The 24,098-nt window shown below is 55.0% G+C and carries 25 protein-coding genes and 1 pseudogene; 11 read left to right on the forward strand and 15 right to left on the reverse strand.

Annotated features, from left to right (window positions below; translation table 11 throughout):
- Window positions 1-107 (forward strand): annotated as a pseudogene (locus ABLV11_RS21560) (hypothetical protein); the annotation flags it as partial.
- Window positions 108-306: 199 nt separating this feature from the next.
- On the opposite strand, the gene gpmA reads toward ABLV11_RS21560, so the two are convergent.
- From gpmA to modE, 7 genes are all read right to left on the reverse strand, one after another.
- Complete coding sequence (gene gpmA / locus ABLV11_RS21565; RefSeq protein WP_004100351.1) at window positions 307-1,059, reverse strand: 2,3-diphosphoglycerate-dependent phosphoglycerate mutase; 753 nt, start codon at window positions 1,057-1,059, stop codon at window positions 307-309.
- 327 nt (window positions 1,060-1,386) lie between these two features.
- Complete coding sequence (galM, locus tag ABLV11_RS21570) at window positions 1,387-2,430, reverse strand: galactose-1-epimerase (protein ID WP_004100353.1); 1,044 nt, start codon at window positions 2,428-2,430, stop codon at window positions 1,387-1,389.
- Window positions 2,424-3,572, reverse strand: a complete 1,149-nt coding sequence (gene galK / locus ABLV11_RS21575) for a galactokinase (RefSeq protein WP_151386418.1) — start codon at window positions 3,570-3,572, stop codon at window positions 2,424-2,426. The genes galM and galK overlap by 7 nt, the downstream gene beginning before the upstream one ends.
- A gap of 2 nt (window positions 3,573-3,574) precedes the next feature.
- The gene (gene galT / locus ABLV11_RS21580; RefSeq protein ID WP_017146318.1) at window positions 3,575-4,621 is read right to left on the reverse strand and encodes a galactose-1-phosphate uridylyltransferase; all 1,047 of its coding nucleotides are present in this window, start codon (window positions 4,619-4,621) and stop codon (window positions 3,575-3,577) included.
- 9 nt (window positions 4,622-4,630) lie between these two features.
- Entirely contained in the window at window positions 4,631-5,647 is a 1,017-nt protein-coding gene (gene galE, locus ABLV11_RS21585) for a UDP-glucose 4-epimerase GalE (protein ID WP_004100360.1), read from the reverse strand.
- 205 nt (window positions 5,648-5,852) lie between these two features.
- Entirely contained in the window at window positions 5,853-7,328 is a 1,476-nt protein-coding gene (modF, locus tag ABLV11_RS21590) for a molybdate ABC transporter ATP-binding protein ModF (protein ID WP_224250515.1), read from the reverse strand.
- A 67-nt stretch (window positions 7,329-7,395) separates the two neighbouring features.
- Entirely contained in the window at window positions 7,396-8,184 is a 789-nt protein-coding gene (gene modE, locus ABLV11_RS21595; protein WP_126488814.1) for a molybdenum-dependent transcriptional regulator, read from the reverse strand.
- A gap of 154 nt (window positions 8,185-8,338) precedes the next feature.
- On the opposite strand from modE, the gene ABLV11_RS21600 reads away from it, so the two are divergent.
- The 4 genes from ABLV11_RS21600 to modC all read left to right on the forward strand — a co-directional run bounded on the left by ABLV11_RS21600 (window position 8,339) and on the right by modC (window position 11,154).
- Window positions 8,339-8,488 (forward strand): AcrZ family multidrug efflux pump-associated protein, encoded by a 150-nt coding sequence (locus tag ABLV11_RS21600; protein ID WP_004848993.1) that lies wholly within the window; start codon window positions 8,339-8,341, stop codon window positions 8,486-8,488.
- Between the two features lie 143 nt (window positions 8,489-8,631).
- A complete protein-coding gene (gene modA / locus ABLV11_RS21605; RefSeq protein WP_348855761.1) occupies window positions 8,632-9,405 on the forward strand; it encodes a molybdate ABC transporter substrate-binding protein in 774 nt (257 codons plus the stop codon).
- Window positions 9,405-10,094 (forward strand): molybdate ABC transporter permease subunit, encoded by a 690-nt coding sequence (gene modB, locus ABLV11_RS21610; protein ID WP_017146315.1) that lies wholly within the window; start codon window positions 9,405-9,407, stop codon window positions 10,092-10,094. The genes modA and modB overlap by 1 nt, the downstream gene beginning before the upstream one ends.
- Window position 10,095: 1 nt before the next feature.
- The gene (modC, locus tag ABLV11_RS21615; RefSeq protein WP_004100372.1) at window positions 10,096-11,154 is read left to right on the forward strand and encodes a molybdenum ABC transporter ATP-binding protein ModC; all 1,059 of its coding nucleotides are present in this window, start codon (window positions 10,096-10,098) and stop codon (window positions 11,152-11,154) included.
- Here the strand turns inward: modC and ABLV11_RS21620 are convergent, their stop codons facing one another.
- Window positions 11,155-11,973 carry a pyridoxal phosphatase gene (locus ABLV11_RS21620; RefSeq protein WP_064372290.1) on the reverse strand — a complete coding sequence of 273 codons (819 nt, stop codon included), beginning with the start codon at window positions 11,971-11,973 and terminating at the stop codon, window positions 11,155-11,157.
- A gap of 221 nt (window positions 11,974-12,194) precedes the next feature.
- Here ABLV11_RS21620 and pgl point away from each other — a divergent pair, with 221 nt between their 5' ends.
- Window positions 12,195-13,190: a 6-phosphogluconolactonase gene (pgl, locus tag ABLV11_RS21625; RefSeq protein ID WP_004111503.1), complete on the forward strand. Its 996-nt coding sequence runs from the start codon at window positions 12,195-12,197 to the stop codon at window positions 13,188-13,190.
- A 59-nt stretch (window positions 13,191-13,249) separates the two neighbouring features.
- On the opposite strand, the gene ABLV11_RS21630 is transcribed toward pgl, so the two are convergent.
- Window positions 13,250-13,726: a GNAT family N-acetyltransferase gene (locus ABLV11_RS21630; RefSeq protein WP_032727965.1), complete on the reverse strand. Its 477-nt coding sequence runs from the start codon at window positions 13,724-13,726 to the stop codon at window positions 13,250-13,252.
- Between the two features lie 127 nt (window positions 13,727-13,853).
- Between ABLV11_RS21630 and ABLV11_RS21635 the strand changes: the two genes are divergently transcribed.
- The gene (locus tag ABLV11_RS21635; protein WP_126488816.1) at window positions 13,854-15,323 is read left to right on the forward strand and encodes a PLP-dependent aminotransferase family protein; all 1,470 of its coding nucleotides are present in this window, start codon (window positions 13,854-13,856) and stop codon (window positions 15,321-15,323) included.
- 249 nt (window positions 15,324-15,572) lie between these two features.
- Here the strand turns inward: ABLV11_RS21635 and ABLV11_RS21640 are convergent, their stop codons facing one another.
- From ABLV11_RS21640 to ycgZ, 3 genes are all read right to left on the reverse strand, one after another.
- Window positions 15,573-15,839 carry a biofilm development regulator YmgB/AriR family protein gene (locus tag ABLV11_RS21640; protein WP_126489698.1) on the reverse strand — a complete coding sequence of 89 codons (267 nt, stop codon included), beginning with the start codon at window positions 15,837-15,839 and terminating at the stop codon, window positions 15,573-15,575.
- 54 nt (window positions 15,840-15,893) lie between these two features.
- Window positions 15,894-16,217, reverse strand: a complete 324-nt coding sequence (locus tag ABLV11_RS21645) for a hypothetical protein (RefSeq protein ID WP_004111510.1) — start codon at window positions 16,215-16,217, stop codon at window positions 15,894-15,896.
- A 118-nt stretch (window positions 16,218-16,335) separates the two neighbouring features.
- On the reverse strand, window positions 16,336-16,581 hold the full coding sequence (ycgZ, locus tag ABLV11_RS21650) for a regulatory protein YcgZ (protein WP_126488817.1): 246 nt from the start codon (window positions 16,579-16,581) through the stop codon (window positions 16,336-16,338).
- 335 nt (window positions 16,582-16,916) lie between these two features.
- On the opposite strand from ycgZ, the gene ABLV11_RS21655 reads away from it, so the two are divergent.
- Together ABLV11_RS21655 and ABLV11_RS21660 are read left to right on the forward strand one after the other, a co-directional pair.
- The gene (locus tag ABLV11_RS21655) at window positions 16,917-18,140 is read left to right on the forward strand and encodes a diguanylate phosphodiesterase (protein ID WP_004100387.1); all 1,224 of its coding nucleotides are present in this window, start codon (window positions 16,917-16,919) and stop codon (window positions 18,138-18,140) included.
- Window positions 18,141-18,329: 189 nt separating this feature from the next.
- Entirely contained in the window at window positions 18,330-19,061 is a 732-nt protein-coding gene (locus tag ABLV11_RS21660) for a MerR family transcriptional regulator (protein ID WP_004100389.1), read from the forward strand.
- 94 nt (window positions 19,062-19,155) lie between these two features.
- On the opposite strand, the gene ABLV11_RS21665 is transcribed toward ABLV11_RS21660, so the two are convergent.
- The 3 genes from ABLV11_RS21665 to ABLV11_RS21675 all read right to left on the reverse strand — a co-directional run bounded on the left by ABLV11_RS21665 (window position 19,156) and on the right by ABLV11_RS21675 (window position 21,666).
- Window positions 19,156-19,710, reverse strand: coding sequence for a LuxR C-terminal-related transcriptional regulator (locus ABLV11_RS21665; protein ID WP_004100391.1), 555 nt, complete (start codon window positions 19,708-19,710; stop codon window positions 19,156-19,158).
- Window positions 19,711-19,761: 51 nt separating this feature from the next.
- The gene (locus ABLV11_RS21670) at window positions 19,762-19,974 is read right to left on the reverse strand and encodes a hypothetical protein (RefSeq protein WP_004100392.1); all 213 of its coding nucleotides are present in this window, start codon (window positions 19,972-19,974) and stop codon (window positions 19,762-19,764) included.
- 408 nt (window positions 19,975-20,382) lie between these two features.
- Window positions 20,383-21,666, reverse strand: a complete 1,284-nt coding sequence (locus tag ABLV11_RS21675) for a putative acyl-CoA thioester hydrolase (protein ID WP_049128390.1) — start codon at window positions 21,664-21,666, stop codon at window positions 20,383-20,385.
- A 177-nt stretch (window positions 21,667-21,843) separates the two neighbouring features.
- On the opposite strand from ABLV11_RS21675, the gene hutI reads away from it, so the two are divergent.
- Together hutI and hutG are read left to right on the forward strand one after the other, a co-directional pair.
- A complete protein-coding gene (hutI, locus tag ABLV11_RS21680) occupies window positions 21,844-23,115 on the forward strand; it encodes an imidazolonepropionase (protein WP_224250516.1) in 1,272 nt (423 codons plus the stop codon).
- Window positions 23,112-24,068, forward strand: coding sequence for a formimidoylglutamase (gene hutG, locus ABLV11_RS21685; RefSeq protein ID WP_126488819.1), 957 nt, complete (start codon window positions 23,112-23,114; stop codon window positions 24,066-24,068). Before hutI ends, hutG begins: the two co-directional genes overlap by 4 nt.
- The last annotated feature ends 30 nt before the right edge of the window (window positions 24,069-24,098 follow it).

The raw sequence follows: 24,098 nt of genomic DNA on the forward strand, positions 1-24,098 counted from the left end.
ATGACGAGCTGCGGGAGCGGCAGTTTGCCTGGCCGGGGCTGTGGTCGCTGCTGGCTGTCACCGGGTTTCTGGCGAAATTCCCGGCCGGGCCGATTTTTGCTGACTGAAAAATGAGGACTGCTGACAACTATCTGTTCTGTAGGCATTTCTGCAAGGGGCAGTTAGCACCTTGCCTGAGATACGAACGAGAATATCAACAGATTACGTACTTTTTGTAGGCCGAGGTTGGAACATTTTCACCTGGCTACACTTTGTCAGCAGTCTCAAGCGTGGATTGCTCCACGCTTTTTTTACATCCTGCGAGTATTACTTCGCTTTGCCCTGGTTGGCAACGGCAGCCGCTTTCGCAGCGATCTCGTCGGCGTTACCCAGATAGTAGTGTTTGATCGGCTTGAAGTTTTCGTCAAACTCATACACCAGCGGTACGCCAGTCGGGATGTTCAGTTCAAGGATCTCTGCTTCGCCCATATTGTCGAGGTATTTCACCAGCGCACGCAGGGAGTTGCCGTGAGCGGCGATAATCACGCGCTCACCGCTTTTCAGACGCGGCAGAATCGTTTCGTTCCAGTATGGCACGACGCGGTCGATGGTCAGCGCCAGACTCTCGGTCGTCGGCAGTTCTGCATCGGTCAGTTTGGCGTAGCGCGGATCGTGGCCCGGATAGCGCTCATCGTCTTTGGTCAGCTCCGGCGGCGTTACCGCAAAGCCGCGACGCCACTGTTTAACCTGTTCGTCACCATATTTTTCAGCAGTTTCCGCTTTGTTCAGGCCCTGCAGCGCACCGTAGTGGCGTTCGTTCAGTTTCCAGGATTTCTCAACCGGCAGCCAGGCCTGATCCAGTTCGTCCAGCACGTTCCACAGGGTGTGGATGGCACGTTTCAGCACAGAGGTATAAGCAAAGTCGAAGCTGAAGCCTTCTTCTTTCAGCAGCTTACCGGCCGCTTTTGCTTCACCAACGCCTTTTTCAGACAGGTCAACGTCATACCAACCGGTGAAACGGTTTTCGTTATTCCATTGGCTTTCGCCGTGACGAACGAGTACCAGCTTAGTTACAGCCATACACTTACTCCTCAATACACGTCATCTTTCGCGCCGCCTCGTCGTTGGCTACTTTCACTCACCCTGGTCACATAGTTCACTATGTTCCTGGGGATTCGCTCATTTGCCGCCTTGATGCGACCCGAAATCTGTAGTGTGTATATTTATTGATTGATAACTATTCTCATTATATTGCCGCGATTTACCTCACGGCAATGCTTATCCCTAACCATAGCGAAAATAGTGGCTCAGTGTAAGGTGCTTGTAAAACAGAGGTTATGTTTTTGTCTGTAAGTGACGTAATTTTCAGCAAAATGATAAAAAGCCCTCCATCGGGAGGGCCAGAGGCTATCGAGCGATAAACTGATATTCCGTCAGGCTGACGTACTCTTCGCCGGGGCGCAGTACACAATCCGGCTGCGGCCATTCCGGATGATTCGGAGAATCTGGAAGGAACTCGCTCTCCAGAGCCAGGCCCTGCCAGTCATCGTACGCCTGCGCTGTGCGCGACGGCGTGCCGCCAAGATAGTTGCCGGAGTAAAACTGCAATGCGGGGGCGGAAGTATAAACCGTCATCTGTAGCTTTTCGTCCTGCGACCAGACGTGAGCGGCCGGAGTATCGGCATTCCCCAGCGCCTGTAGCAGGAAGGCATGGTCATAACCTTTTACTTTTTGCTGATCTTCGTCGCGCAGGAAGTCGTCCGCCAGGGTTTTCGGCGTGCGGAAATCGAAGCTGGTCAGGGTGACGTTTTGCAGATCTCCCCCCGGAATACCGTCGCTTTCGACGGGCAGATAAACATCGGCAAAAATTTGCAGCTTATGGTTGCGCACGTCGCTCTGCACGCCATCGAGGTTGAAATAGACGTGGTTTGTCAGATTCACCGGGCACGGCTGGTCCACGGTGGCGCGATACTCAATAGCGATCCGGTTATCGTCGGTCAGGCGGTAGTGCGCGGTTGCCGTCAGATTACCAGGATAGCCCTGATCGCCATCGCGGGAGGAGAGGGAAAACAGCGCGTGGCGAGCGTCAGCGCTAACAATTTGCCAGCGGCGCTTATCAAAACCTTCCGGTCCGCCGTGGAGCTGATGGCCAGCCTCGTTGGAGGGCGTCAGATTGATGAGCTGGCCATCCAGGGTAAAGCGGCTGTTGGCAATACGGTTAGCGTAACGGCCTACGGAAGCGCCAAGGTAAGCGGCCTGGCGCGTATAGTCGCCGGGGGTCGCGCAGCCGAGCAGCGCTTCTCGTTCGCTACCGTCCGCCAGGGGCACGCGCGCGGAGAGCAGCGTCGCCCCCCAGTCCATCACGGTGACCGTCATGCCTGCGTCGTTACGCAGGGTAAGAAGATTCCATGGCTGGCCGTCCGGCGCCAGCTCCGTTGTTTGCTTTAGCATTGCCCGGCTCCCTGCGACGGTTTGCAGACGTAGAAGGTCTCTTTAATGCCCGTTTTCGCTTCATACTCTCTGGCAACGGCCTGCTGCACGGTATCAACCAGCTCCTCCGGCACCAGCGCGACGATACAGCCGCCGAAGCCGCCGCCGGTCATGCGAACGCCGCCTTTGTTGCCGATGGTCGCTTTGACGATCTCTACCAGGGTATCAATCTGCGGTACGGTGATTTCAAAATCATCGCGCATGGAGGCGTGAGATTCCGCCATCAGTTCGCCCATCCGCTGCAGGTCGCCTTTTTCCAGCGCCGATGCGGCTTCTACGGTGCGGGCGTTTTCAGTCAGCACGTGGCGAACGCGTTTGGCGACCACCGGATCAAGCTCGTGAGCCACGGCGTTGAACTCTTGCAGCGTGACGTCGCGCAGAGCCGGACGCTGGAAGAAGCGCGCGCCGGTTTCGCACTGCTCGCGACGGGTGTTGTATTCGCTGCCTACCAGGGTGCGCTTAAAGTTACTGTTGATAATCACTACCGTGGCGCCTTTCGGCATCGACACCGCTTTCGTCCCTAAGGAGCGGCAGTCGATCAGCAGAGCGTGATCTTTTTTACCAAGCGCGGAGATCAGCTGGTCCATAATGCCGCAGTTGCAGCCGACGAACTGATTTTCCGCTTCCTGGCCGTTCAGGGCAATTTGCGCGCCATCGAGCGGCAGGTGGTACAGCTGCTGGAACACCGTGCCGACGGCGACCTCCAGCGAAGCCGAGGAGCTTAACCCGGCGCCTTGCGGCACGTTACCGCTGATCGTCAGATCCGCGCCGCCGAAGGCATTATTCCGCTGCTGGAGATGCTTCACCACGCCGCGGACATAGTTTGACCACTGCTGGGTATCGTGGCTGGTAATCGGCGAGTCGAGAGAGAATTCATCGGTCTGATTGTCGTAATCGGCGGCAATCACCCGCACGGTACGATCGTCGCGCGGCGCACAGGCGATAACCGTCTGGTAATCAATGGCGCAGGGCAGCACGAACCCATCGTTATAGTCGGTATGTTCGCCGATCAGGTTAACGCGGCCTGGGGCCTGGATAACATGGCTGGCCGGGTAGCCAAATTTCTCAGCAAACAGGGCTTGGGTTTTCTCTTTCAGACTCATGGTTATACTCCGGATTCGCGAAAATGGACGTCGCTCACAGCGCGCAGACGCTCGGCGGCCTGCTCGGCCGTCAGGTCACGCTGGGTTTCAGCCAGCATTTCATAGCCGACCATAAATTTACGCACCGTGGCGGAACGCAGCAGCGGCGGGTAAAAATGGGCGTGCAGCTGCCAGTGATTATTCTCTTCATCGTTAAACGGCGCGCCGTGCCAGCCCATGGAGTAGGGGAATGAGCACTGGAACAGGTTGTCGTAACGACTGGTCAGCTTTTTCAGCGCCAGCGCGAGATCGCTGCGCTGGTCGTCGGTCAAATCAGTCAGGCGCTGGACGTGCGCTTTTGGCAGCAGCAGCGTTTCAAAAGGCCACGCGGCCCAATAAGGAACCACGGCGAGCCAGTGGTCAGTGTCAACGATAGTACGACTACCGTCGGCTAATTCGCGCTGCACGTAATCCACCAGCATCGGCGCGCCGTGCTCGGTGAAGTACGCTTTTTGCAGACGATCTTCGCGTTCCGCCTCATTAGGCAGAAAGCTGTTGGCCCACACCTGCCCATGGGGGTGCGGGTTGGAGCAGCCCATCGCCGCCCCTTTATTTTCAAAGACCTGCACCCAGGGGTAGCTCTTTCCAAGGTCGGCGGTCTGCTCCTGCCACGTTTTAACCACGCCTTCCAGCGCCTCAACGCTCAGTTCCGGCAGCGTTTTGCTGTGATCTGGCGAGAAGCAGATGACCCGGCTGGTGCCGCGGGCGCTCTGACAGCGCATCAGCGGATCGTCGCTTTCCGGGGCATCAGGGGTATCGGTCATCAAAGCCGCAAAGTCATTGGTAAAAACAAACGTGCCGGTGTAGTTCGGGTTTTTGTCGCCGGTGACGCGGGTATTGCCCGGGCACAGGAAACAGTCCGGATCGTGCGCGGGCAAGGTCTGCTTTGCCGGCGTTTCCTGCGCCCCCTGCCAGGGGCGCTTGGCGCGATGCGGAGAAACCAGAATCCACTGCCCGGTTAACGGGTTATAACGACGATGTGGATGGTCGACGGGGTTAAATACGCTCATGAAGGTTCCTTAGTCTGGATAACCCTGCGGATGACGGGACTGCCAGTGCCAGGTGTCCTGCGCCATTTCGTCAAGGTTGCGCGTCACGCGCCAGTTCAGCTCGCGGTCGGCCTTTTCAGCGTCCGCCCAGTAGGCCGGGAGGTCGCCTTCGCGGCGCGGCGCGAAGTGGTAGTTAATCGGTTTGCCGCAGGCTTTGCTAAAGGCATTGACCACGTCGAGTACGCTGCTGCCGACGCCTGCGCCAAGGTTATAGATATGCACGCCGGCTTTGTCGGCCAGTTTTTCCATCGCCGCGACGTGGCCGTCGGCAAGGTCCATGACGTGAATGTAGTCACGTACGCCGGTGCCGTCTTCGGTTGGGTAGTCGTTGCCAAATACCGCCAGCGATTCACGGCGCCCAACCGCGACCTGCGCGATATACGGCATCAGGTTGTTCGGAATGCCCTGCGGGTCTTCGCCCATATCGCCCGATGGATGGGCGCCGACCGGGTTGAAGTAGCGCAGCAGTGCGATGCTCCAGTCCGGCTGCGCTTTTTGCAGGTCAGTCAGGATCTGCTCAACCATCAGCTTGCTTTTGCCGTACGGGCTCTGCGGAGTACCGGTCGGGAAGCTCTCGACATAAGGAATTTTGGGCTGGTCGCCGTAGACGGTGGCGGAGGAGCTGAAAATAAAGTTTTTCACGCCCGCAGCGCGCATAGCGGAAACGAGTTTTAGCGTTCCGGTTACGTTGTTGTCGTAATATTCAAGCGGTTTGGCGACGGATTCCCCGACGGCTTTCAGGCCGGCAAAATGGATCACCGCTTCAATGGCGTGATCGTGAAGAATTTCCGTCATCAGCGCTTCATTACGAATATCGCCTTCAACAAAGGTGGCGCTTTTGCCGCCGAGACGTTCAATGATTGGCAATACGCTGCGCTTACTGTTGCAGAGATTGTCGAGAATAATCACGTCGTGTCCCTGCAGTAGCAGTTGAACGCAGGTGTGACTTCCAATGTAACCGCTACCACCTGTAACCAGTACTTTCATGATTCGCTCCAATAGGCTTATCGTGTGAGAAGAAGATAGCATACCAAAGAAGGTAAAAGTGTGACACAGGGCAAATTGGTGGAATCGTTTACACTAAAATTTCCAGCCGTAGCTTTTAAGATTTTTTGCTTATAGAACAGGGGGTTAATTTATGATCAGGCTATTATTCTGAAAAAATAAGGGATCCGCAGACCCCTTTACAGGCTTATTTTTCCAGCGGGCCGACCCGGTAGGTGTAACCGTCTCCACTGCTCACAAATGCCAGGCGATGGGTGATGCAGTCGGGAGCGTCTTCTGCATGGTGGGAGACAAACAGCAGCTGCGTCGCCCCTTCGCTAATGAGCACATCAACAAAGCGGCGCACCAGCTGGCGGTTGAGCGGATCCAGCCCCTGCAGCGGTTCATCGAGGATCAGCACGGTAGGGTGCTTGACCAGCGCGCGGACGATCAGCGCCAGCCGCTGCTGCCCCCAGGAGAGGCTATGGAACGGCGCATCGGCGGTGCGTTTATCAATCCCCAGAATATCCAGCCAGTTCTGCACCAGCTTATGCTGTTTGTCGGAAACGGCCTGATAGATGCCAATCGAGTCGAAATAGCCCGAGAGAATCACGTTACGTACGTTGGTGCTGACGCGGTATTCAAGGTGCAGGCTGCTGCTGACGTAACCGATATGCTTCTTAATATCCCAGATCGTTTCCCCGCTGCCGCGGCGGCGGCCAAACAGGGTCAGGTCGTTACTATAGCCCTGGGGATGGTCGCCGGTGACCAGGCTGAGTAGCGTCGATTTACCGGCGCCGTTGGGGCCGACTATCTGCCAGTGTTCGCCGGGATTTACTGTCCAGTTCAGATGATTAATGATGGGGCGGTCATTGTAGGAAACCCTGCCGTCGTTGAGCACGATGAGAGGTTCATCGTCGTCCAGCCCAAGACGCGCGGCCGGGGCATCGGGCTCCGGCAGCGTCATGCCATCAAGCCTTTCGCTGTGGGCCAGCTGGGCAATGAGCGTCTGCTGCAGCAGGGCCTGCTTTTCGCCGGTTTCGCTCAGAACACACTCCGCCAGCACGCCGGCAAACTGAACGAACTCCGGGATTTCATCGAAACGATTAAGAACCAGCACCAGGGCGATCCCTTCGCCGTTGAGCGTGGCCAGCAGCGCCGCAAGCTGCTGGCGTGAGGCGACATCAAGACCGTCGAACGGCTCATCAAGGATAAGCAGGTCGGGGTCGCCCATCAGCGCCTGGCACAGCAGAGTCTTACGCGTTTCTCCGGTAGAGAGATATTTAAAGCGGCGCTCAAGCAGGTGGCTGATAGCGAACTGTTCTGCAAGGCGGGCGCAGCGGGAGGGGTCTTTAATCTCATCCTGGATAATTTCCGCTGTCGTGCGTCCGGTATCTTCTTCTCCGGGGCTGAGCAAGTCCGTGTTGTTGCGCTGCCACTCATCGCTGACCAGCTTCTGCAGCTGTTCAAAAGAGAGGCGGGTAACGCGTGCGAACGTATTCTCGCGCTGTCCGCTGAGCAGCGTCAGCTCTCCGGATAGCGCCCGCGCAAGGGCCGACTTCCCGCTGCCGTTGCTGCCGACGAAAGCCCAGCTCTCGCCAGCCTGCACGCAGAGCTGTTCAATATTTAACGTTCTGGTGTCGCTCAGGCGAAACGTGCCTTGCGAAATTTGCAATGATGACATTGTGTATCCCACTTTTTGCAGCAATTTATTTCAGGGATACGTCTTCACGCGCACAATGTCAATGGCGTTAGCATAACGTGGCGAGAATGATGCGATCGGCATTGAAATATGCTATCGCTTCCGCGCCTTCGGCCAGATCGCGCGTCTGTTCCACCGGCAGGGTGGCGCAAAGGCTTTGACCATCCGGGAGCGCCATCAGTACTTCGCACTGCTCCGGCCCGCGTTCGATGCGGCTGATTCGGCCGGACAGCTGATTATCAGCCTGTACCGCCTGCGCGGCATCCAGGGTGAGGCCAACCCACGGCGCCTTCAGCAGCACTAATACTTCCTGGCCTTCATCCAGGCCAAGACGATCGGCGCTTTGGGCGGTAATCGCGACTTTGAGACGGGTTTGCCCGTCGGCCAGCAGGACCTCCACGTGCTGCTGAACCTGCTGATGGTCGCGGCCGGTAATCGTGCCGAACCACTGGTTGCGCGCGCTGGTCTGCAGAGAGAATCGCGAAATGGCAGCCAACAGGCTGTCGAGGGGAAGGGCGTCATCATCGCTCAGGACATCGAACGCTTTCTGCTGAATCTGCGCCAGCAGGTCGTAGAGCTGAATCAGCCGCTGCCCGTAACGGGTGAGGACCGCGCCGCCGCCGCCTTTGCCGCCGGTCGCCCGGTCAACCAGGGTCTGCTCGCTGAGCTGATTCATTTCATTAATGGCATCCCATGCGCTTTTATAGCTGATGCCGGCATTTTTGGCCCCCTGGCTAATGGAGCCGGTCAGGTCAATTTGCTTCAGCAGGGCGATACGACGGGGATCGGCGAACAGGCGCTGCTGTAATTTAAGGGTAAGGAGAATTTCGGCCTGCATAATCATGTCCTGATGAAAAAAAGGTATTGTGACCGATAGCGGTCATCTTGCAAGATGCTTCTGCGGCGGCAGTCCGTGAGGCACCGCACAAATGGGGCGTGTTTTTCCGGCGGAATTCGTTACAATAAAGTATTCGTACTTTCTGGAGCCAACCATGTTAGAGCTATTGAAAAGTCTGGTTTTTGCCGTAGTCATGGTCCCTGTGGTGATGGCTGTCATCCTGGGGTTGATTTACGGGCTGGGCGAAGTGTTTAACCTCTTCTCCGGAGCCGGCCATAAAGACAGCAGGCCGCAAAACCACTGATTTCCCCCGCGCCCGGTTTGACCGGGCGTTTTTATTTTTCCCCCTTCGTTTGATCCTCCGCTCATTACCCCTAATTTTCTCTGGGAAAGTCCTGGCTCTATCGTTATATTGTCAGCTACATAACGAACCTACGGGAGATACAGATGGCAGGTCAATGGTTACGCTTTTTTGCCGGAACAACGTTAACGCTCTGCGTTGCCGGTCACGCGCTGGCGGATGAGGGCAAAGTGACGGTTTTTGCCGCAGCATCGCTCACTAACGCCATGCAGGATATCGCTAAAGAGTATAAGAAAGAGAAGAACGTTGACGTTGTCTCTTCATTTGCTTCTTCATCCACGCTGGCGCGCCAGATTGAAGCGGGCGCGCCGGCGGATCTGTTTATCTCCGCCGATCAAAAATGGATGGATTACGCGGCCGGGAAAAAGAGCATTGATTCTGCTTCTCGGACGACCCTTCTCGGAAACAGCCTGGTCGTGGTAGCGCCGAAAGCCAGCGATCAGGGCGAGATAAGCATCAATGATAAAACCGACTGGACCAGCCTGCTGAAAGGCGGCCGCCTGGCCGTTGGCGACCCGGAACACGTGCCTGCTGGCATCTATGCGAAAGAAGCGCTGCAAAAGCTGGGAGCCTGGGATACCCTGTCGCCTGAGCTGGCTCCGGCAGAGGACGTGCGCGGCGCGCTGGCCCTGGTTGAACGCAGCGAAGCCCCGCTGGGGATCGTGTACGGCTCTGATGCGGTCGCCAGCAAAGGCGTAAAACTCGTCGGAACCTTCCCGGAAGATTCCCATAAGAAGGTGGAATATCCGCTGGCTATCGTCGACGGGCATAACAGTGCGACGGTCAGCGCGTTTTATGACTATTTAAAAGGGCCGGAAGCTTCCGCCATCTTTAAACGTTACGGATTCACTACCCACTAATGTTCTTAAGCGATCCTGAATGGCAGGCGGTACTGCTGAGCCTGAAAGTCTCCTCCCTGGCGGTGGTAGTTAGCTTACCTTTCGGCATCTTTTTTTCCTGGCTGCTGGTTCGTCGGGATTTTCCCGGCAAAGCGCTGCTCGATAGCGTTATCCACCTGCCGCTGGTGCTGCCGCCGGTGGTGGTGGGCTATCTGTTGCTGATTGCGATGGGGCGCCGCGGCTTTATCGGCAGCTGGCTATATGACTGGTTTGGGCTGAGCTTTGCGTTTAGCTGGCGCGGCGCGGTGCTGGCGGCGGCGGTCATGTCCTTTCCGCTGATGGTGCGGGCCATTCGCCTCGCGCTGGAAGGGGTGGACATCAAGCTTGAGCAGGCGGCGCGTACCCTGGGCGCTGGGCGCTGGCGCGTATTTTTCACTATTACGCTACCGTTGACGCTACCCGGTATTATCGTCGGCACCGTGCTGGCTTTTGCCCGTTCGCTGGGCGAGTTTGGCGCCACTATCACTTTTGTTTCCAATATTCCCGGTGAAACGCGTACCATCCCTTCAGCAATGTATACCCTGATTCAGACTCCCGGCGGCGAGGGCGCAGCCGCGCGTTTATGCTTGATTTCGATTGTGCTGGCGCTGGTATCGCTGCTGATTTCCGAATGGCTGGCCCGCCTCAGCCGTCAGCGGATGGGGAAATAACATGCTTGAACTCGATTTTACCCAGACGCTGGGAACCCACTGTCTGCAAATCCGCGAGACGCTCCCTGCCAGCGGCATTACGGCGGTATTCGGCGTCTCTGGCGCGGGAAAAACCTCGCTGATCAACGCTATTAGCGGCCTGACCCGCCCGCAGCAGGGGCGCATTGTCCTTAACGGCAGAGTGCTAAACGATGTTGAAAAACGTATCTGCCTGGCGCCGGAAAAACGCCGCATTGGCTATGTTTTTCAGGACGCGCGCCTGTTTCCGCACTATAAAGTGCGCGGCAATCTGCAATATGGCATGGCAAAAAATATGGCCGGACAGTTCGATAAGCTGGTCGATCTGCTCGGCATTGCGCCACTGCTTGATCGGCTACCGGGAGGACTCTCCGGCGGAGAAAAACAGCGGGTCGCGATTGGCCGGGCGCTGCTTACCGCGCCGGAGCTGCTGCTGTTAGATGAACCGCTGGCATCGTTGGATATTCCGCGCAAGCGCGAGCTGTTGCCCTATCTGCAGCGGCTGGCGCGCGAAATTAACATCCCGATGCTGTACGTCAGCCACTCTCTTGATGAGATCCAGCACCTGGCGGATAACGTGCTGGTGCTGGAGGCGGGGAAGGTGAAAGCCTTTGGCTGCCTGGAAGAGGTGTGGAGCAGTAGCGTGATGCACCCCTGGCTGCCCGAGGATCAGCAAAGTACCATTCTGAGCGCGATTGTTGCCGCCCAGCATCCGCAGTATACGATGACCGCCCTGGCGATCGGCGACCAGCAGATATGGGTCAACCGGCTTGACAGGCCGCTGGGCGAAACCGCGCGCATCCGCATTCAGGCCTCGGACGTGTCTCTGGTACTGCAGCCCGCTCAGCAAACCAGTATTCGCAATATTTTGCCCGCGGAGGTTATGCAGTGTATTGAAAGCCATGGGCAGGTTGAGGTCAGGCTGGAGATAAGCGGCCGCACGCTGTGGGCGCGCATCAGCCCCTGGGCTCGCGATGATCTGGGCGTTGCCCCGGGCCAGCGGCTGTATGCGCAGATAAAAAGCGTGTCGATAGCCGCCTGATTACAGCAGGTGGCGATAGATGTAGTCGGCGATGCTGGTGGTTTCGTTTTCACCGATCACCACGTTGGCGCGCGCTTTCACTTCCTCTACCGCGTTGCCCATCGCTACGCCGGTGCCGGCGGCCTCCAGCATGCTGAGGTCGTTATAGTTGTCGCCGAAAGCGATAACATCCTGCATTGACAGTCCCCGGGACGCCACCCACTGCGCCAGGCGTTTACCTTTACTGTTGCCTTCCCGGGCAATATCCACCTGATCGTGCCACGACCATTCGCACTCCAGGCCCAGCGTCTGGCCAACGTGCAGGGCAAAGCGCTGCAGTTTGGCGGTATCTTCATCGGTCAGGGCGAATTTCCACACGGCGTTAACTTCGCGCGCCGCCTGCGCCAGAGAGTCGACCTGAGTAAATACCGGGCGCTGCTCGACGGGCAGAGACTGGGCCCAGGTGGCAGTGCGGATGACGTGCCCGGTCGGCCGCTCGTAGAGCATGGCGTCATCAACGTACATCAGGCCGTGAATATCATGCTGGTTCAGCAGCTCCGTCAGGCTCAGGGCTTTATCGACCGGCATCGGATCGGACTCAAGCACCTTTTTTGCATGATAATCATACAAATAAGTACCATTGCAGCAAATTGCAGGTGTATCGAGAGCCAGTGCCTGATAAAAAGGATGGATAGCGACGTGATGTCGTCCGGTGACGACAATGATCTGGTATCCAGCATCTTTGGCGCGAGCCAGCGCGTCGAGCGAGGCGGGGAGGATGGTCTTTTTGCCGGTTAAGAGCGTGCCGTCTAAATCCAGGGCAATCACGCGTGAGGTCATGTGTTGTTTCCGGTTAATGATGAAAAGTTAGCAGGCTATGATGGTACACCGCTGTGCCATTCCGGCAAACTTTTCAGCATCTACCGCTAAAGAGCCGATACACTTGATCTTTCAGGCTGCCTGGAGGCAATCTGAAAAATGTTGTGTATGCGTATTGTATTTTTCAGGGTGCCGTTAGTCTGAAAAATGAAATTTCCACGTGCAGTGAGGAAGGAGTATTCATGAAACAAACCGTTTATACCGCCAGCCCGGAAAGCCAGCAGATTCACGTCTGGGATCTGGATCCTGAGGGGAAACTGACCCTGGTGCAGGTTGTTGATGCCCCGGGGCAGGTGCAGCCGATGGTGGTGAGCCCGAACAAAGAGTATCTCTACGTCGGCGTGCGTCCGGAGTTTCGCGTACTGGCCTACCGCATTGCGCCCGATAATGGCGCCCTGACCTTCGCTGGCGAAGCCGCGCTGCCCGGTAGCCCAACGCACATCTCTACCGATCATCAAGGCCGCTTTGTGTTCAGCGCATCCTATAACGCGGGCTGCGTAAGCGTTACGCCGCTGGTGGACGGTCTGCCGCGGGAAGCGGTGGCGGTGGTGGAAGGGCTGGAAGGCTGCCACTCGGCAAATATTTCCCCGGACAATCGCACCCTGTGGGTTCCGGCGCTGAAACAGGATCGTATCTGCCTGTTTACCCTGAGCGACGACGGTTTCCTGGCTGCCCAGGAACCGGCTGAGGTGACCACCGTTGAAGGCGCGGGCCCGCGTCATATGGTCTTCCATCCGAACCAGCAATACGGCTACTGCGTTAACGAACTGAACAGCTCCGTTGACGTCTGGGAGCTGAAGGACCCGCACGGCAAAATCGAGTGCGTGCAGACGCTGGACATGATGCCGCCTGATTTCACCGGCGTTCGCTGGGCGGCGGATATTCACCTGACGCCCGATGGCCGTCACCTCTACGCCTGCGATCGCACAGCCAGCGTTATTACCATCTTTAGCGTTTCGGAAGACGGCAGCGTACTGTCCATCGAGGGCTATCAAAATACCGAAACCCAGCCGCGCGGCTTTAATCTCGATCATAGCGGCAAATTCCTCATCGCTGCCGGTCAGAAATCGCATCATATTGCGGTGTATGAAATCGAAGGCAAGCAGGGGCTGCTGCAGGAAAAAGGGCGCTATGCCGTAGGCCAGGGCCCGATGTGGGTGGTGGTCAACGCTCGTTAAGCCCGCAGGTGTGGCCGAAACCTCGCCGCGGCGAGGTTTTTTTACGCCTGGCGCAAGGGCTATTTCACCCGCATACGATACTCAATCATGCCGCTTTTCTCTGCGACCCAGTTGTACAAGCGCTGACCCCGCAGATTGGTTTCATGCGTGTGCCAGTACAGGCTGGCTGAGTGACGCTTCCGCGCCTGTAGCTGTACATACTCAATCAACCGTTTGCCGATATGCTGGCCCCGAACGGCCGGATCAACGAACAAATCTTCCAGATAGCAGTAGTCGCTTTCGGCCCAGGTAGAGCGGTGGAAGAGATAGTGAACGAATCCCACAATCCTGCCTTCGCGTTTTGCCACCGCGCAATACATGGGTTCGACAGAATGGAAAAAACGCTTCCAGGTGAGTTGCGTGACGGTGTCCGGGATGTCGACGCGGTAAAACGTCTGGTAGCTTTTCCACAGCGGCAGCCACGCGGCAAAGTCAGTTTCAGCTGCGGGTTGGAGGGTAATTTCCGCGAGGTTAACGTCGGTTTTCTGGCTCTTCATGCTTATTCCTTACTTTTAGAAACCGGATGGTTGTGCGTTATGATAGGAGGCGTTCTGGTTCCTAAAAAGTGACACTTTCTGTATATTTATAGGGTCCACTTTTATTACGTTGATGCCGCTGCCGCTCATGCCAAAACCCATTGCCCCTCTGTTCCAGGAACTGTTATTAACGCGCGGCGTGATTAAAGACCAGGTCTATCACGCCCTGCGCCACGCGATTCTGGATGGCCGGTTATCGGCGGGTGCAAAAATACCCTCCAGCCGGGCGCTGGCTGAGATGATGGCGATCTCCCGCAACTCGGTCATTGCCGGGTTTGAGCGCCTGATTGATGAAGGCTATCTGCTGACGCGCAAGGGGGCAGGCACCTTTGTCTGCGACCATATTCCGGATCACGTCATTAGCGAGTACGGGTCGCCGACGGCGCCGGAAACGGCAATAGCCAGCGTTGGGCCGCTGAACCCTGATGTGTCAGCCCTGGTACCCTCATGGACGGAAAACGAAGATAGCGGAGAGATGGGCGCGGTTTTCGCCGTCGGTATCGGCTGTACCGATCTTTTCCCTCATGCTTTGTGGGGGCGATTGCTGGGGCGCGTCTGGCGGCAATCGCGCCGTGAACTCGCATCGCACGCCTCCTCCTGGGGATTCCTGCCGCTGCGTCAGGCAATCAGCGACTATATACAGGCGACGCGCGGCGTAAATTGCCATGAAGATCGGGTGATTATTGTTAACGGCATTCAGCAAGCGTTGACGATCGCCGCGCAGGCTTTACTGGAAAAGGGCGATGAAGTCTGGCTGGACGATCCCGGATATAACGGCGCTCGCGGCGCATTCGCCGCCAGGGGAGCCGTTGTTCGGCCCGTTCGGGTTGACGATGAGGGCATGGATATTCAGGATGGAATAGACCATTATCCCGGGGCTAAGCTGGTCTATACCGCGCCGTCGCATCAGTTTCCGCTCAGCGGCACGCTGAGTCTGCCGCGGAGGCTTGCTCTGCTGGAGTGGGCGGAAGCTAACCGCGCCTGGATATTCGAAGATGATTACAATAGCGAATTTCGCTATGCCGCCCGCTCTCTGCAGGCGTTGCAGGGGCTGGATAAACATCAGCGGGTCATCTATGCGGGTACATTCTCTAAGATGATGTATCCGGCATTTCGTCTGGGCTTTTTAGTTGTCCCCGAGCATTTGCGCGAACAGTTTGCCATCACCAAATATTATACTGACCTCTGTAGCGGATATCTGGAACAGGCCGTTCTGGCGCGTTTCATCCGCGAGGGGCACTATGCCAGCCACGTTCGTCGGATCCGTAAAGCCTGTTTTGAGCGAAAAAGCGCGCTGGAGGCGGCGATTAAATTCTATTTTTCCGGGCGCATGCTAGTGCATCCTACGGATTCCGGCGTGCATATAGTCTGCTGGCTGCTGGATGGCTTACGGGCACAGGAGGTGGTGCGGAAGGCGCGCCAGATAGGCTTAGGTGTACAAACTTTTGCGCGCTATTGCCAGCGGCCAATGTCACGTGAGGGAATATTGCTTGGCTTTGCAAACCATCCGCCAGAGGTTTTGGCAGAGGGGATTCGCCGTCTGGCGGCGGTCATATAACCCAATACCGCAGGCTTTATTGAAACAAAAACTATCACGTTTATTTCTGGCGAGGGCGAGCAAAAATAAATTAAATCTTATTTATAATTAACACACGCCTCTGAGCAGATGAGTCATCTGCTCACCGGAGGCGAGTGTTAAGAATAATAATATTGCGTATGGATTGTAGATGTATCCACAGCTATATAATGAAACAACCATTCGCTTAGCGATAGGTGACATCCCTGTGAATGACTGCCGGTTAAAAAATCAGATATCATCCATGGTGTAGCTTACGACGATTTCCAGCGTTTTGCGGATAACGTCGGCGGTTACGATATCGCTGGTAGTCTCCAGCGCCGTAATTAACCACAGAATAATCGCTTTATTGTTGAGATGCCCCTCAGACTCCAGGATGCTACTGATAGCCAGTGACATCACCGCTGATTCATCGATCAGCCTGTCGCCTGCATTGCGGAAATATTCAGAGAGTGCGGTATCGTTCAGGCCTGCGTAAATATCCGGTTGCTGATGCATAGTCTGTCTCATCATATTCTCTACGTTGTGAGTTAAACATTCGACCGTTAGAGGTCAGTGTATTTTATTAGTACCTGGCTGCTGAGGGGAGCCTAATAATGAATTCGGCTTATCCCAATTGTGTTTAGCGCCTGAAGTACCCACAGTTTTGTTGTTTCCACGGCGAGCTACCATATTACTGATTTCATCGATAATACGCCCAATTGCATTCCGCCGCTTTTTATCTTGTTCTCCGGCCTGCATGGCCTGGAGTTTACCGATCAGTGCTTGTTTACTAATAGGCCCCTTGCTTTTGAGTAGCGAGAGGACAGCCTCTCCAATCAATACATCGGTTAATGGATCATAATCATTGTGATTCATAACGGTATCTCTGATCATTGTCATCTCCTTGACTGGGAATTTAGTAGCAAGCCGGTAATCCGTTTCAGATACTGGCCCATCCCCTATATTTCCTCATTCAGTAACGACTTAAATCACCAGATAACTGAAGCTACTTTTACCCCTGATGCTCAAACAAGAGACCAATCAACGTTTGATAATGGTTTTCTTCTTCAGGTTTTGAAGCCACTTCAAGGCGACTCAGCAGTTTCGTACACAGGGATTTACGATTCAGGTTCCGTCCTTCATTCAGGATATCCATAACAATCTGTCCCAACGTTTCCTGCTGAGAAGGCAACGAAGCTTTATTGAAGTAATGGGCAATAGCGTTAGCCGTGTCAGGAATGTAACCGTTCTGCTGCATATGTGCTCCTGTCAGTTCAATTATCAGTAAAGTTGCGATTAAAGTTATACAATGCTTGCCAACTTGTACATAGAAAATGGAAAAAATATGTTAATTTTCTTAATATTTTTTATAACATATTGATTTATATGCTTTTAAAATTGTACAAATCTTAAGGTAAACAGCGAATAGAGATGTACGGCTTGTACAGGTGCGCAGGATGGTAAGAATGTCAGCGAAAAGAGGATGTTAATGTGATTTATTTGTTAAGGCCGCGCGCTGTTTTACAGGACTTATGTGGGTAGACCTGCTACTGTAATATCTCATTAGCATTCATCTCTTCTGTCGGAAATTTCATGCTCACTACCATCATTTATCGCAGTCATATCTGCGACAACGTGTCAATTAAATCGCTCGAAAGCATGGTTGCTGCAGCAAATGTAAAAAATGGTCAGGAAGACGTGTCGGGTATTTTGCTTTTTAACGGCACCCATTTTTTTCAACTATTAGAAGGACCTGAAGAGAAGGTTGAGGAAATTTATCGCCATATCTGCGAAGACCCGCGGCACCATAACCTCGTTGAGCTCCTCAGAGATCATGGGCCGACCCGTCGCTTTGGCAAAATCGGTATGGAACTCTTTGATTTACGAGAGTTTGACCGCGATGAAGTTCTGCAGGCCGTGCTGGACAAAGGAACCTCAAAATATCAGCTTATCTATGACGACAGAGCTCTCCACTTTTTCCGTACCTTCGTCGAAGCCACGGAAAAGGAGAACTATTACGAAATTCCTGCGGCCGAAAGCTGGGACTTTGTGATAGAAGACGAGGCCTGGTATCCTGAAACCCCGCTCGAGCAGGCCGAGTGCAGCTTTGCTTTTCAGCCGGTGATCGATCCGTTTGCCAAAGAGGTCGTCTCCTATGAAGCGCTGCTGCGCACCAACTCCGGTGAATCGCCAGCGGTCTATTTTGACGGACTTTCGCGAGAGGAAATCTACTGGACGGATCTGCACAGTAAGCGCATCGCCTTCGCCATGGCGGGACGTTTGCATCTTCGTGGACGCACCTTGTCGATTAATCTGTTACCCATGACGCTGGTCAATGTTCCCAACGCTGTCGAATTTCTGTTGGCTGAAATTGAAGCCAGTGGTTTGATTCCCGAGCAAATTATTGTGGAATTCACCGAGAGCGAAGCGATTTCTCGCGTTGATGAATTTACCGATTCAGTACGAAAGCTAAAATCTGCGGGAATTCGCGTGGCTATCGATCACTTTGGCGCCGGGTTTGCCGGGCTAGTGCTGCTGGCGCAGTTTCAGCCGGACCGCATTAAGATTAATCGCCAGCTGGTCAAAGATATCCATAAGCACGGCCCGAAACAGGCAATCGTTCAGGCGATTATTAAATGTTGTAATTCCCTGGAAATTGCCATTTCAGCGGTGGGGGTTGAGCGGGCGGAAGAGTGGATGTGGCTGGAATCAGCGGGGATTACGCATTTCCAGGGAAATTTATTTGCCAGCCCGTGCTTCGGGGGCATTCCGCCGGTAGCCTGGCCGGAGAAAAAAATAGCCTGCGAGCTTCTTTAATTTTTTGAACGCTGCTCAGCGCAGCGTTTCGCTTAAAAAGCCGTGTATAACGGCAAAATAAGCCTTGTTTTTTGCTGTGTACATTGGCGTCCGACCTGTTAATTTTAGCTGTACAAGAAAAGTTAATTGTACAACTCGTCTAAATTAGTTAATTTAGTCGGTAAAGTATTATCAGGTTAGAGGGCGCTAATGGCATATTACAGCATCGGTGAAGTTGCCGAACGTTGCGGAATCAACCCTGTTACTTTGCGTGCATGGCAGCGTAGATACGGTCTGCTGAAGCCGCAGAGAAGCGAGGGTGGACACCGCCAGTTTGACGAGGAGGACGTTCAGCGGATTGAGGAAATCAAACGCTGGATCGATCGCGGCGTCTCCGTTGGCAAAGTTAAGGCGCTTCTGGAAGGCCATCAGCCTGAAACGCAAGACGCAGCCGTCCTGCTCCAGGAAGAGATGATGACGCTTCTGCGAGGTGTCCAGCCCTCAAAATTACGCACCCGCATCATGTCCCTCAGCCATGAATATCCCGTAGATAAACTTATTGACCGGCTGTTTGTCCCCGTGCGCAGCAAGCTTAATCTCGACCAGAATACTTCCCTGGCTATCATCAGTATGCTGGATGGCATTTTGATAGATTGCGTGGCGTCCATCCTTGCGGAATCGCGTAAGAAGGTGGGTAAAGAGACGCTGTTAGTAGGATGGGGTAATGAAGATCGCACTCGCCTGTGGCTGGAAGCATGGCGATTGTCCCAGCGCGCCTGGCACGTTAATGTGCTGGCGGAACCGCTCGACTCTCCTCGCCCGGAACTGTTCCCTGGTCAACACATTTTTGTCTGGACCGGCCGCGCGCTGACCCCTTTGCAGGCAGAATTACTTAGCCACTGGCAAAGTCAGGGCTTTACCATTGAGTTTCACGGAGAGTAAGTGTCTTAGAGGGTTAGCAGCGGAACATTCTTAGAGATGTTTTTCCGCCGCTTGTCTTCCTGAAGCATGGCAACATGCGCTGGCAGGTAAACTATCAGAAATTTTGCTGAGTCCAGGCTTTAAATGTTTCGCTGCGGCTAATATTAAAAAAATCAGTGCGACCAGAACAGCCTAGTTTTTTAATTAAGGTCAGGCGAATTTGGTAAATTGTTTTAATATGTAAATTCAGTGACTTCCCAATATTAACCATCGCTTCGCCATCGTTCATCAGGCGAATCACTTCTTTTTCGCGGTTGGTAAAAACAATACTTTCAGCTTCACTGTCAGGTTTTTTACCAAACAACGTCGGGCGAAGAATAAAAGATTTTATCTCAGCGGGCGTTGAGCGCGCAGGAATTCTGTACATCGGAATTTCGCTAAGGAAGTTCAGATCGTTGCCGTCGGTGAGCAGGACAAAACGAACTCTTTTGCGGTCGTAATGATGATTGAGCACCGCATAATAGTTATCGCTTGTGAAAAAGACGTATTTTCCATGAAAACAGCCTGGTGATAATGAATCTAGTACAAGCTGTAATCCTTGACGAAGAAGGTTATTGTTAATCCAAAGATCGTAATGATTAAAAAAGAGACCTTGCTTGTCGTTATTCATTTGTCCTCCGAGGCAGAAGTGTTAATTAAAGAATACTTTAACAAATCACGCTTAGTGATGATTTTTCGCGCGTAACATATGCAGCGTCTGGGTGTATAAGTCAGCGAGTATTTCATTTTTCTCGACATTCAGACGGCGCTGAACCTCAACGATTAAACGTTCATTGCTCACGGCCTCGTTCTCCATTCGCACCATATGTTCGATGTTTTTCAACAACGCAGAGTTAAATATAAATTCTGCTGGAATGGTGTTCTTTATCTGCATGGTTAATCCCGGGTTATTTTAGCCATAATCAACTAACAAAGATGAGTGATAACATCATCTTTGCTATACGGTTTTTTCACCATTTCAGAGAAATGGTGTGCAATTTTTAATTCATAAGAATTCGGTAATGCAGAGTAATCAAAACTTACGTAATAACTATAGTCACGATTTTCAGGATGTACAATTTTTGCAGAAAAATTTTGTACATTTAGTGGGTTTTTTTAACAAATAAATATAACCGTATGATTTTACATGTTTTATTGTGTAATGAAAATGTGAAAAACTTGTACAGGATTGACGCCAGCCCTGAAGAAAGAGCGTCATGACGCCAGGTAATGATTTGCAACGGAAAGGGGGAGCTGGAAAGAGGAGGAGAAAGGGGGAGGCGCTCCCCCTTCGAGTCAGGCGTTACTGTTTCGGTTCAGCGACGACGAAGCTCCCCACGCCGCGGTTATTGTATTCCCACATGCGATTGAAGTTAGCGTCGTTCAGATTACGCTGCGGGTTGCCTTTGGCATCCGCCGTTCCGGTATTGCCGCTGAACGGACGATTGGAACCGATCGCATCAGCCCACGGTTTGGCAATGTTAAAACCTTCGTTAATGACGCTGTCGCGAATAACGACCTGGCCATTGGTATTGCCGTCAACGTCTAACGAGCGGCCCAGCTGCGCGACGTTATCGCCGGACGCCGTAAAGCGGCTGTTGATCGCCAGGAAGCCGTAGGTCACGCTTTTCAGGGTGGCAGGGGCGAAAACGTAAGCCTCTTTCTGGGTGCGCGAGTTGACTACGCGGAAGTCGGTATTCTCAAACACGACCGCTCCGCGACCGGAAACGATGTCTACATCGCCTTCTATATAGCTGTTGCTGACCAGCGTACGGGTCTGGCGGTTATCCTGCAGGCGATTTTGCACGCCGCTGTTGGTCACGAAAAAGGTATTCTGGCGGCCAAGGATATTAACATTGTTAATCTGTACCCGATCGCCATCGTTACGCAGCGCCACCGCCTGATGCGTCCCCGCGTCAACGCTGTCGCCAAGGTTGTTGGCGATGGTCAGATTCTGCAGCTGCAGGCCGTTGTTCTGCGACCAGAATACCGCGGAACACATAACGCCAACGGTGGCGGCACGTCGGCTCTGGCAGCTGTCGTACATATACCAGGCCGGTTTACCCGGCATATATTTACCGCCCGGATTGACCTGGTGACGCCAGGAGACCGGATCCATTTCTGAATCAAGCGCTGTGCTGATTTTGACGTCAATCGGCTTCTCGCCGGTGCCGTACAGGGTCAGCGCGCCAGGCGCCGCCGGAACGTATACGGTGCCCGCATATTCGCCCGGCATAATGGCGATAAACTGACGACGGTTGGAGTGGCGGATAATCGCCGCATCCACCGCGGCCTGAATGGTGGTATGCGTTACGCCCTGGGCGCCCGCAGGACCCACGACAAAATCCGGCTGCGCCGGCAGGCTGATGGCGGATGGGCTCCACGCCGCAGCGTTAGGATCCAAAGACTGGAAATAGCTCGCCGGTAAAAAGTTTTTTGCTTCATCGGCGGTTAAAACAGGACGAGAGGCCGTGCCCGGCGCAGTCTGCGTTGAGGGCTGTTGATCGGCAGGCGTCGAACTACAGGCGGACAACGTCACGCCAAAGGCCAGCGCCAGCGCCAGGCGGGAAACGGAATATGTGTTCATGTTGCTCCGGGCAAGAATAAATTAAGGGGATAAGTCCTTTAAAGCCTGCTGTTTTATACCAACTTAAGCGAAACGGGAAGATGTAGCGCAAAAAAGTTGCTTCCTTTACATATTCAGCGCCGGAAACGGGCCGCTTTTGATCACAAATAAATAACATTTGCCCCGGTCTGAGTTGACATTTCTCGTGGAATCAAAATAAATGTCTATACAACCCATGACAAGTTGACCGCAATGACACAGACTCTTTCTGAACGCGTAATCTGGCGAAACGTCCGCCTTGCTACCCTCGACCCTCGATACGCCCGGCCTTATGGCCTGCTTGAGGATCACGTGCTGCTGGTGCGCGATGGCCGTATTGAGGCCATTGTGCCCGAAGGCGATGCGCCAGCCGGCCGAAGTATCGACCTCGGCGGCAGGCTGCTTACGCCGGGGCTGATCGATTGCCATACGCATCTGGTTTTTGGCGGCAGCCGGGCGCAGGAGTGGGAGCAGCGCCTCAACGGCGTTTCCTACCAGACCATTAGCGCAAACGGCGGCGGCATTAACGCGACCGTGCGCGCCACCCGGGAAAGCAGCGAAGCGGAGCTGCTGGCGCTGGCCCGCCAGCGGCTGGCTCGCCTGCTGCGCGAAGGCGTCACCACCCTGGAGATTAAATCCGGCTACGGGCTGGACCTTGAAAACGAGCGCAAAATGCTGCGCGTGATACAACAGCTTGCTGCGACGCATGCCGTGGATATTTCGCCAACGCTGCTTTCCGCCCACGCCACGCCGCCGGAGTATCAAGGCGACCCGGACGGCTATATCGATCTGGTGTGCCAGACTCTTCTCCCGGCGCTGTGGGAAGAGGGGTTATTCGAAAGCGTCGATGCCTTCTGCGAAAACGTCGGCTTTACCCCCGCGCAGACTGAACGGGTTTACAGTACGGCCCAGGCATTAGGTATCCCGGTAAAAGGTCACGTTGAGCAGCTCTCTTCGCTGGGCGGCGCCGAATTAGTGAGCCGCTATAAAGGCCTGTCTGCCGACCATATCGAATACCTGACCCCAGAGGGCGTGGCGGCGATGAGCCGCAGCGGCACCGTGGCGGTGCTTCTGCCCGGCGCGTTCTATTTCCTTAACGAAACCCGCAGGCCGCCGGTTGAACTGCTGCGCGAACATCAGGTTCCGATGGCGGTGGCGACGGACTACAACCCCGGCACCAGCCCCTTCGCCAGCCTGCATCTGGCGATGAATATGGCTTGCGTGAAATTTGGCCTGACGCCGGAGGAGGCGTGGGCAGGCGTAACCCGTCATGCGGCGCAGGCGCTGGGCCGTCAGGCGAGCCACGGCCAGCTGGCGGCGGGCTTCGTTGCCGATTTTGCTATCTGGGATGCGGCGCATCCGGTTGAGATGGTTTATGAGCCGGGGCGCAGTCCGCTCTGGCAGCGCGTGGTGCGAGGAGAGATCGTATGAAGCTATGGCAACCGACGCCCGCCGAGATTTGGCAGGGACGCGACGATAGCTCGGAGGCGGCCAACGCGCTGCGTCTGTTTCAGACTATCGCCCGCGTCGAACGTTTTGAACCGCAGGCGCAGCCCGGTGACATTGCTCTGCTGGGATTCGCCTGCGACGAAGGGGTTCGGCGTAATAAAGGACGAACCGGCGCTGCTAAAGGCCCGGAAATCCTGCGCCGGGCGCTGGCGAATATGGCCAGCCACGACGGCCACGACCGCTGCGTGGATATGGGGAGCGTCAGCGTAGAGGGCGACGCGCTGGAAGCGGCGCAGCAGGCGCTGCGCGAAGCGGTTACGGCCTGCCAACGCGCGGGCAAGCGTACGCTGGTGCTGGGCGGCGGTCACGAGACGGCTTTCGGCCACGGCGCCGGCGTGCTGGACGCGTTTCCCACAGATGAGGTTGGCATTATTAACCTTGATGCGCATCTGGACTTACGTATTGCCGACCGGGCCAGCTCGGGTACGCCGTTTCGTCAGCTGGCGCTGGCCTGTGAAGCGCAGCGGCGCGCTTTTCACTACACCTGTATCGGCGTGAGTTACGCCGCTAATACCCGGGCGCTGCTGGACGAAGCTGCCCGCCGCGAGGTGACGATCATTGACGATTTAGCGGTGCTCTTCGCCTTTGAAGCGCGGGTTATCCCGCAAATCGAGCATCTTATTGCCCGCTACGATCGCCTGTATCTGACTATCGATCTCGACGTGCTGCCCGCGTGTGAAATGCCCGCAGTGTCCGCGCCGGCCGCGCTCGGCGTTCCGCTGGCGACGCTGCTGCGCATCGTCGAGCCGCTGTGCCGCAGCGGTAAGCTCCAGGCGGTTGATCTGGTCGAGTTTAACCCGCAGTACGATATTGATAGCCAGGGAGCCCGCGCGGCAGCGCGTCTGGCGTGGCAAATCGCCCATTGGTGGCAATAGCGATTCAGTATATTCTGGACGTTTCGCTGC

It is taken from the genome of Klebsiella sp. GW_Kp181, assembly GCF_040062315.1.
In the GTDB taxonomy this organism is placed as follows: Bacteria; Pseudomonadota; Gammaproteobacteria; order Enterobacterales; family Enterobacteriaceae; genus Klebsiella; species Klebsiella oxytoca.

Coding starts and splice junctions, on each gene's coding strand:
- ABLV11_RS21655 (WP_004100387.1), top strand. CDS start 16,917: ATGCTCACTACCATCATTTATCGCAGTCATATCTGCGACAACGTGTCA.
- modA (WP_348855761.1), top strand. CDS start 8,632: ATGGCAGGTCAATGGTTACGCTTTTTTGCCGGAACAACGTTAACGCTC.
- ABLV11_RS21600 (WP_004848993.1), top strand. CDS start 8,339: ATGTTAGAGCTATTGAAAAGTCTGGTTTTTGCCGTAGTCATGGTCCCT.
- ABLV11_RS21645 (WP_004111510.1), bottom strand. CDS start 16,217: ATGATCAGAGATACCGTTATGAATCACAATGATTATGATCCATTAACC.
- galK (WP_151386418.1), bottom strand. CDS start 3,572: ATGAGTCTGAAAGAGAAAACCCAAGCCCTGTTTGCTGAGAAATTTGGC.
- hutG (WP_126488819.1), top strand. CDS start 23,112: ATGAAGCTATGGCAACCGACGCCCGCCGAGATTTGGCAGGGACGCGAC.
- ycgZ (WP_126488817.1), bottom strand. CDS start 16,581: ATGCAGCAGAACGGTTACATTCCTGACACGGCTAACGCTATTGCCCAT.
- ABLV11_RS21630 (WP_032727965.1), bottom strand. CDS start 13,726: ATGAAGAGCCAGAAAACCGACGTTAACCTCGCGGAAATTACCCTCCAA.
- gpmA (WP_004100351.1), bottom strand. CDS start 1,059: ATGGCTGTAACTAAGCTGGTACTCGTTCGTCACGGCGAAAGCCAATGG.
- ABLV11_RS21670 (WP_004100392.1), bottom strand. CDS start 19,974: ATGCAGATAAAGAACACCATTCCAGCAGAATTTATATTTAACTCTGCG.
- ABLV11_RS21620 (WP_064372290.1), bottom strand. CDS start 11,973: ATGACCTCACGCGTGATTGCCCTGGATTTAGACGGCACGCTCTTAACC.
- modB (WP_017146315.1), top strand. CDS start 9,405: ATGTTCTTAAGCGATCCTGAATGGCAGGCGGTACTGCTGAGCCTGAAA.
- ABLV11_RS21640 (WP_126489698.1), bottom strand. CDS start 15,839: ATGCATCAGCAACCGGATATTTACGCAGGCCTGAACGATACCGCACTC.
- modF (WP_224250515.1), bottom strand. CDS start 7,328: ATGTCATCATTGCAAATTTCGCAAGGCACGTTTCGCCTGAGCGACACC.
- galE (WP_004100360.1), bottom strand. CDS start 5,647: ATGAAAGTACTGGTTACAGGTGGTAGCGGTTACATTGGAAGTCACACC.
- ABLV11_RS21675 (WP_049128390.1), bottom strand. CDS start 21,666: ATGAACACATATTCCGTTTCCCGCCTGGCGCTGGCGCTGGCCTTTGGC.
- pgl (WP_004111503.1), top strand. CDS start 12,195: ATGAAACAAACCGTTTATACCGCCAGCCCGGAAAGCCAGCAGATTCAC.
- galT (WP_017146318.1), bottom strand. CDS start 4,621: ATGAGCGTATTTAACCCCGTCGACCATCCACATCGTCGTTATAACCCG.
- modE (WP_126488814.1), bottom strand. CDS start 8,184: ATGCAGGCCGAAATTCTCCTTACCCTTAAATTACAGCAGCGCCTGTTC.
- ABLV11_RS21660 (WP_004100389.1), top strand. CDS start 18,330: ATGGCATATTACAGCATCGGTGAAGTTGCCGAACGTTGCGGAATCAAC.
- modC (WP_004100372.1), top strand. CDS start 10,096: ATGCTTGAACTCGATTTTACCCAGACGCTGGGAACCCACTGTCTGCAA.
- ABLV11_RS21665 (WP_004100391.1), bottom strand. CDS start 19,710: ATGAATAACGACAAGCAAGGTCTCTTTTTTAATCATTACGATCTTTGG.
- ABLV11_RS21635 (WP_126488816.1), top strand. CDS start 13,854: ATGCCAAAACCCATTGCCCCTCTGTTCCAGGAACTGTTATTAACGCGC.
- galM (WP_004100353.1), bottom strand. CDS start 2,430: ATGCTAAAGCAAACAACGGAGCTGGCGCCGGACGGCCAGCCATGGAAT.